The following is an 8,156-nucleotide window of genomic DNA, read 5'->3' as shown; positions in this document are numbered from 1 at the left end:
CAGTTGTGTATAAGAGACAGCCCTTAACCGACATGAACACCACCCTTCAACAGACCCTATCTGTCGAAATTCAGCGTCAAACCGGTGGCGTGCAACCGGGGGGAGCCCCCATGGAGCAAGCCATTACTCTGACGAATCACAGTAAAACCGAGACCGCCAGTGTAACGCTATGGCTCATGGCCAACGATCAGCGTTCTAAGCCCCTGGAGACCTGGTATCGACTGGGCGAAAGTATGCCTCTGGTGCTACTTCCCGCCCAGAGTAAGCAGACAAGTCTTTTTTTAGAGGTCCCTGCCCAGTTTGAGGCAGGGCTTTACAGCTACGACCTGGTGCTGCAATCAGACCGATTTGGGGCCGATACGCTGCGGCGGCCTCAGCAGCTGAGGGTGTTGCCGCCGGTTGAAAATATTGAGTTTCAGGATGAGCCAAGTTTTGGCTTAGAACCACCGACCCAATCAGAACACCCCTATCAACTACAACCGGGAACGCCATTTCCGGTGAAGGTGCAGATCAAAAACCATTCACGGCAGGTGGATCGGTTCTTTTTAAGATGCCCGGAATTGGAGGAGGGCTGGTTTACCCTGAACTATCCTGAAACCAATCTCGATGAACCGGGGTTACTGACCCGCACCGATGGGTTGCAGCTTAACCCGGGGGATACGGGAGAGATACTGCTGCTGTTGCACCCTCCAAAAACTGCTCCAGCGGGCTATTACTCGTCTACCCTGCGGCTCAAGTCTTGGAATCGCAAAGATCTGGTATTGCTCAATATTCTCTATTTCCAAATTTTGATCAATGAAAGTTTGGAAATAGCGCTTACTCCCCCTACTCGAACCATTCCGTCGCCTAGAGAGACGTTTCAACTCAGTGTGACCAATGGGGGTAATGTAGTGCGAGAGGTGGCGATCACCGCCGCTGATCCAGCTGATCTATTCAGCTATGCTATCGCCCCCGATGCCGTAGCCCTATTGCCGGGGGAAACAGCGGAAATCGCCGTAGCCCCCAGCCCCAAACGCATCTGGCGGCGCAGTTGGCGAGGGACTCCTCAGGATGTTGCATTTACCGTAATGCTGAACGACCTTCAGCAGGAAGAGGAGGAGTGGGCAGAACCTCTGCCAGCTACCACAGGCACTGTGCTGTGGCAGTCTCGCTCTCCCTGGCTCAGGTGGCTGGTGGGGCTGCTGGTTGGATTGCTGATGCTAACGGGTGCCCTGGGGTTGGCCTATCTACTATTAAAAGAGCTGGTTGTCAAACCCAGCGAAGAGCCCCGCATCCAAGAATTTTCTAGCACCCAGACCACCTATCCAGTCGCTGACGGCAACCCAATTCGGCTGAATTGGAGCATCCAGAACCCTGAACAGGCTGATAGGGTAAACGTCACTTACTTTGCCGAAACGGGCGATCGCTTACACAGCCAAGCCTTTACCCAGAGCGACCTGGCCCAGAGTGACACCTGTGCCCTCAGCACCCACCGCCCCCACGCGATGGTGCGGCTGCTGCGCCAGTTGTATGGGCGCGAGGCAGAACAAAGTCAACTCACCTGCCTGGGGGTATCGCTGCAGCCCTCGACCGAAGCAGTTGCACTATCGCCGGGGCACTATCAGGCCCAACTGGAGTTGTTTGGAGCTGAGTCGGCCAACGCTGAGCGGTCAGCGCGGTGGCCGTTGCCCTGGAGACCTCAACCGGAGCAGTCGCAGCCAAATCAGGCTAATCAGGCGATTGAGTCACTGCGACTTGACGCTCTGCACATTCTGCCAGCAGCGCCGCCAGAGATTGTTTCCTTTGTAGCCCAGGCCCAGGCCTACCGCTGGAACCCTGCTGAAACCAGCTCGGGTGGGCAGGCCGACCCCTATCCCGCCCCCCCGATTCGACTGAACTGGAGTATTCAAAACCCCGAGACTGTGACCACCCTGGACCTGAGCTACGACCAGACGGCCTATACCGGCCAGGTCGTTAGCAATCGCCTCACCTATCCGGTGCGGAATGGTTTGCCTCAGGGGCTAGATCGGGCCTGTCGATTAGAAGGTAACCAACTTGTCTGCGATGCGGTTCCAGTACCTACAGAGGGTCCAGGTAGTTTCAAGCTGACCTTAACCCTGGCCACTGACGATGGGCAGCGCATTACCCAGACCTTAGAAGCCATCGAAGTGCGTCCACCGCTGCCCCAGATTCTGACGTTTACCGTTAACCAGCAGGATGTACAGGCCGTCCCTCAACATTTTTTTGAGCTTAACGCTGACCAGGAGCCGGTCACTATCAATCTGGACTGGGCGATCGCCAACCCTGAGTGGATGCAGGTAGAACTGCTGCCCGCCCCGGGTCAACTGCCTGGCGATCGCACGAGTCTCGCCCATACCCTAGCTCCCCTATCCGGGGTGCAGTCCTTCACGCTACAGGTCACAAACCCCCTGGGCGAGCAGGTCAGCCGCTCGGTGACGATTGAAACGACCGTTTTGACCCCTGAACCACCGCCCCCTGTCATTGTGCTGCCCCCCACAGATGGATCCCCTACGCCAGAGTCCGAGCCTCCTCTAACGGCTCCAAACCCGCTACTTTTAGTACCCCCATCATCGGGACAGATGCAGCCAGAGCTCAATCAGGAGGAGCACTTGCCGGAAGCGCGATAAGGGCAAATAGTTTTGGGCGGTGAATTCAATCCAACACCCAAGACTATCTAGCTCTCTCCTACACCCACCCCTTCACTTCAGCTTCAGTCAACTGCCGCTCTAGCTTGAGGTACTCGCTCTGGGTTGCTTTGAGCAAGTGCTCCATGGTAACCGCCGGGCTACCGGCTTCGGCGGCCAAAAAGGTCGCGTTGAGAGCAATATTTCGAATATTGCCTCCGGCTAAGTTGAGCTTCGCGAGCTTTTTGAAATTGAGATCTTGAGTTGGGGTCTGGGGAGGGAAAATACGTTCCCAGATCGCCATCCGATCGCCGTATTCCGGAAACGGAAACCGCACGACAAAGCGAATGCGTCGTAGAAAGGCGGGATCGATGGCCTCCTTCAGGTTAGTCGTTAAAATGGCTAGCCCTCGATAGGCTTCCATTCGCTGGAGCAGGTAGCTGACCTCCATGTTGGCGTAGCGATCGTGACTGTCTTTGACATCGCTGCGTTTACCAAACAGGGCATCGGCTTCGTCAAACAGCAGAATCACGCCGCCTGTCTCAGCGGCGTCGAATACTCGCTGCAGATTTTTTTCGGTTTCGCCAATGTACTTGCTTACGACTGAGCTTAAATCAATGCGGTACAGGTCAAGCTTTAGCTCATGGGCAATTGACCCGGCGGCCATAGTTTTGCCGGTGCCGCTAGTACCAGAAAACAGGGCGCTAATGCCCAGACCTCGATTGCTGCGACCGGCAAAGCCCCAGTGCTCGTAAACCAGAGAACGCCGTCGCACGTGGGCCACCACATCTAGCAGCATTTGTTTTTGCTGCATGGGCAAAATTAGATCAGCCCAGGCTTCCTTAGGATCAATGCGCTGGGCCAGATCGTCGAGCTGTGGGCGCGACTGCACCCGACAGACTTCCCAGATCGTGGTGCAGATATCGGTTTCCGTCAGCTGGTTTGTCCCACTCTGGTGAAGGGCATCGTACCCCTTGACCTGTTGCCCTGCGGCTTGAATGGTGCTGGTGTTGAGGTTAAACTGCGACACCAGAGTTTCGACGTAGCCATTCAGGTGGGCAGCGTAGTCTCCCAGGGTAGCCTGCCAGAGATAGCGCTGCTCTGAGGCTGTGGGCGCGTTGATCTCTAGGGTCAAGGTCGCCTGCTGGGGCAGAGCTTTGCGGTTACGACCACTGATTAGCAACAGACCGGTGACGGTCTCAATGAGGAGGGCGATCGCGCTCTCCCGAGCGGCATCTAGCTCATGGGTGTCATCCCACTCCAGCAGTAGTGCCGCGTTGCTGAGGGCAACCTCCCGTTCCCACAGCCTCAAAAACTGGTGCAGATCTGCCGGATTAAGGGGGAGGGCATTGGTGGACAGGCCAAAAAGCGATAACTTTAGCTGCTTGCAGGCAGCGGCGGCGATCGCGGCATTATTCTCACCATCGGCACCGCACAACTGCACCAGCGATCGCGCTGACTCAGACTGCCCCCGACTCGCCACAATCGCCTCGATCTGCGTCTGGTGTGAGGGCACCAACACCTGGGGAACGGCCACCGGATGCAACAGACCCGACAATCGCTCATCCAGGTAGGGAATGCCCATCAGATGATGCAGAATGCGCTCGTCAATGCGAAGGGGGGCCGTCATGAGTTGGCGGCTGGCCCCCACCTCAATCAACTGCCAGTGGCGCAGGGGCGAGGCGGGCACAAAGGCGTCCCAATGGCCCTGGGCCAGCACTAAACCAGCCAGGTTGAACGTGGGAGCACCGTGCTTCAGCTCTGGCTCAGCCTGGGCACACAACTGCCGCAGAGTTGGGTCTAGTTCTACCCCGGCGCACAGCAGTAGTATGCCGCGCTCAAACGGAGCGAGCTGAAAGGTCTGGCAGAGTTGTTCTAGGGCCGATGCCCCCAGGGAATCTGGAGTTGATGATGGTATCGGCAAGGTTTCTAAATCAGCCGATGCACCAGTCTGCCTGGCGGCAATACGCTGCTGCAGACGCTGGCGAATGGGCATTAGCGCCGCCATGAGTGCCTGCCGGTGAATGGGTGAATGTTGGGTCTGTCTATTTTGTACCATCATGGAATTACCACCGTAGGGTCGGCATATTCTTCGTTGTCATTGATCCAAAGGGGACTTTCTGCACCATCGATTTGCACGCGCACCAGATATCGGTCGGGCGCTACCGCTTCCAGCGGAAATCGGGCCGTTCGCTCGTTGCTCGACCGTCGAGACGCGCGAAAAATATAGGACTCTGCCCTGTGCTCAGCGAGACCGTTTAAGATTAAAAACACCCGCTGCGTCGGCGCAATTTCCATGTCGATCGTCACAGCAATGTCGCCCCAGTGGCGATCTTCATCGCGCTCCTCGGTGGTACTCGACATATCCTGACCATCCCTTGAGATGGTCGGGCATAGAACCAGCGGTTCTACGTTCGACTCGACCTCACCCCCACTGGCGGCGGCGCGCTGCCTACCGGCAGCCAGGTGAATAATTTGAATGCCCTGGACTCCGGCCCGCAGCGATCGCCGCTCTGCCCCACTCAGAGCTGATAAATCGACCACAACCTGGGTCGGGCTAACCTCTTGGGGCGTTACTTGAGCCGCTCCAATTTGAACTTGAACCTGAGAATGCCAGAGATTGCGACCTTTGATGATTAGCCGACTCTGGGCTGTGACCGCACCTTCAGAGGTATTTTCGACATCCACCTGCTCGATCACAGGTCGGGTCGATTTGTTGCCAACGCCGTCATCAATAAATTGACGACGGCGAATGGGCAAAGGAGCACTGCCGGGCTTATCGCCCTCAATCAATACGGCCATACCCTGGTAGGCAAAAGACAGCGTATAGGGCACCTGAAAAAATACCGACCAGATTCGCGATAAATCCTCTGTCGTAATAGAACTTGGAATAAACTGCACCACCTGGGATTGATCATCCAGGGTAGAGCGAGCAAGAAACGATAGATTAGAGTTAGCGATTGTTTCGCGAATACTTTTTTGAGTTAGGGTTGGCTGATCGACTAATGTTTTGATCGCGCTGCCCATGAGCCGCTGAGGTTCTAATTCCTGTTCATTGCCGTAGAAGGTAAGCAAATAGTGCAAATCTAAGCCCGCCTGACCGTGTTTAATTAAATCTCCTTTGGGGCGGCGAGTTCGCAAGTCGGCATTCCGCCAGGCCGGGTTGGGGGTGACCTGATAGAGGTATACATTAATCCCCATCGACAAGCTCATGGCCGCAGGGTTGTCTGGGCGCAGGGTGGTTACATTAGCGCCCGGCACATCGGTGCTAATACTGGTTTGCAGCAGCCGCTGTAGCGCTGCCGTAACCGTTGCGATCGCAAGATAGTTGCTCATAGCTTTGAATAGAGAGTTCTATAGAAGGCGCAGAGTTTAGATATACAAGAATAGGCTTATTAACTCAAAACCAAGTCGTACAAAAGTCATATAGACGTTATATATATCGCCTCAGACTAAACACTGCGCCCCTAAAGATGGAGCCAGGTAAGTTCATTCCCAAAGTATAAAGACCTTGCCTATACCTCACGGAGACGACCTAGAAAGCACAAGTCAAAATAGTTGTTAACAAATGTAAATATATCGATTTAAGGGCTAGACAAAACCCGGGGGCTTGCGGTTATTGTGTACACAACTGGTCTTAATTCCTTCAAGTCTACAGTTCTAAAAGGCTTCAAGTAATCTCACTAAATAGTCTTCTTCCGCTTCTCTGGCTTCCTGGCAGATTACCCTCAGCTAGGAGAAGCAAGCATGGCTCGATTAGATTATTTCGCTCCCGGTGTCTACGTCGAGGAGGTTAGTCGCGGTAGCCGCCCTATTCAGGGCATCAGTATGAGTGTGGCGGGGTTTGTCGGCTTCACAGAAGATGTCCGCAACGACGCCGAACTCTACAAACCTACCCTCATCACCAGTTGGACTCAATACCTAGAAAACTTTGCCCGTATTGGCTCAGATGGGTTCACCAACTTTGGAGCCTTCTTGCCCTTTGCTATAAAAGGTTGGTTTGAAAACGGTGGGGGCCGCTGCTGGATCGTCAGTGTCGGCACAAAGCTCCCTCGGCGTCGAGTAGAGACGCCGGATCATTCAGAAAGGGCGCTGTCCCCTTGTTGCGTCATGGCCATGACAACCAGCCAGCGCCCATCGCTCAGTTTCTGCCTTCGAGCCGATGCTTCTCCTGCGGGACGAATTGTCGTGGTAGTTCAGCCTGATGAGCCAGCCGAACCTGAGGCTGACTCAGATGTCGAAATGTTTGACACGGGCGAATATTTTCGAATTCGTGTTGAACACAAGGGGCAAGAACTTGAGACCTATCGCCATTTGACGATGGCGCAGTATCCTGACATGGGTATCAACGTTGTTGATGCGTTAGCTGACTCCGAATATATTTATGCCGAAGCTGTGGCTGACCCTGGTCTGCTGCCCGCAGCTCAACGGCCTGACAACGGGTTTTACGAGCTTTGGTGCTCCCAAGAAGACGATATCTCGGTCGAAGTCTTTGGTCGCAGAATCTACGGCACCCGCAAAAATCGTTCGGGCATTCAGGGACTATTTGAAATCGATGAAGTTGCTATGGTGGCTTGCCCAGACTTGATGCTGGCTTACAAAGAGGGCTTTTTAAGCCTCGACCAGGTCCACGGCGTCATGGAGGCTATGGTTACGGGCTGCGAAAGCGCTGCTCCCAGTCCCTCCTACCGCATGGCGGTTTTAGATGTGCCCCCGGTTCAACCCTATCAGAGCACTGCGTTTGTTTCTCCAGCACAGCAAAAGCCCCAGGATGCCGAAGCGTGGCTAGAGCGCTTTAACCGCCGCTCTCCCTTTGCAGCCCTCTACTATCCCTGGATCAAGGTGCTCAACCCTCGCAGCGGCAAGCCTACCCTGGTGCCCCCCTGTGGCCACATGATGGGAGTCTGGTGCCGCACGGATGAAACTCGGGGTGTACACAAAGCTCCTGCCAACGAAGTGCCCAGAGGCATTCTGGGGCTGGCCTACGAGACCAACTTCCGCGAACAGGAATTTCTCAACCCTCGGGGAATTAACTGCATTCGCAAGTTCCGCGATCGCGGTCACCTGGTTTGGGGCGCTCGTACCCTGGCCCAACTGGACGATACCGAGTGGCGCTACATCAGCGTTCGTCGCCTGATGAGTTACCTAGAGAAATCCATTGAGTTGGGTACCCAATGGGCTGTTTTCGAACCCAACGATGAAGACCTTTGGGCCAGAGTTACCCGCACCGTCCGCAATTTTCTAGAGCGCATTTGGCGAGAAGGCGCTCTCTTCGGCTCAACCCCTGAAGAAGCCTTCTACGTCCGCTGTGACTCTGAATTGAACACTCCCGAGACCATGAAACTTGGCTTGCTTTATATCGAAGTCGGCGTTGCCCCCGTGCGCCCTGCGGAGTTCGTCGTCTTCCGCGTCAGCCAGTGGGATCCGACTCAAGGGGCGGGGAGCTAGGGAGCTAGGGAGCTAGGGAGCTAGGGAGCTAGGGAGCTAGGGAGCCGGGGAGCTGGGAAGCCAGTCAATGGCTTTGCCACAACC

At 55.3% G+C, this 8,156-nt stretch carries 4 protein-coding genes; 2 read left to right on the top strand and 2 right to left on the bottom strand.

Going from position 1 to position 8,156, the window contains the following annotated elements; genetic code table 11:
* Positions 1-2,627: hypothetical protein (locus tag IQ254_RS27675; protein ID WP_228041161.1), on the top strand; the 2,627-nt coding region annotated here is incomplete at its 5' end.
* Positions 2,628-2,685: 58 nt separating this feature from the next.
* On the opposite strand, the gene IQ254_RS27670 is transcribed toward IQ254_RS27675, so the two are convergent.
* Positions 2,686-4,686, bottom strand: coding sequence for an ATP-binding protein (locus tag IQ254_RS27670; protein ID WP_228041160.1), 2,001 nt, complete (start codon positions 4,684-4,686; stop codon positions 2,686-2,688).
* Positions 4,683-5,960: a DUF4255 domain-containing protein gene (locus IQ254_RS27665; RefSeq protein ID WP_193969372.1), complete on the bottom strand. Its 1,278-nt coding sequence runs from the start codon at positions 5,958-5,960 to the stop codon at positions 4,683-4,685. Before IQ254_RS27665 ends, IQ254_RS27670 begins: the two co-directional genes overlap by 4 nt.
* Positions 5,961-6,371: 411 nt before the next feature.
* On the opposite strand from IQ254_RS27665, the gene IQ254_RS27660 reads away from it, so the two are divergent.
* Entirely contained in the window at positions 6,372-8,072 is a 1,701-nt protein-coding gene (locus IQ254_RS27660; protein WP_193969371.1) for a phage tail sheath C-terminal domain-containing protein, read from the top strand.
* Positions 8,073-8,156: the final 84 nt, after the last annotated feature.

It is taken from the genome of Nodosilinea sp. LEGE 07088, assembly GCF_015207395.1.
In the GTDB taxonomy this organism is placed as follows: domain Bacteria; phylum Cyanobacteriota; class Cyanobacteriia; order Phormidesmidales; family Phormidesmidaceae; genus Nodosilinea.
This window is presented reverse-complemented; position numbering and strand designations above follow the sequence as displayed.

What these genes read in the sequence shown, in the direction of transcription:
- IQ254_RS27660 (WP_193969371.1), top strand. Translation starts at nt 6,372, where the DNA reads ATGGCTCGATTAGATTATTTCGCTCCCGGTGTCTACGTCGAGGAGGTT.
- IQ254_RS27665 (WP_193969372.1), bottom strand. Translation starts at nt 5,960, where the DNA reads ATGAGCAACTATCTTGCGATCGCAACGGTTACGGCAGCGCTACAGCGG.
- IQ254_RS27670 (WP_228041160.1), bottom strand. Translation starts at nt 4,686, where the DNA reads ATGATGGTACAAAATAGACAGACCCAACATTCACCCATTCACCGGCAG.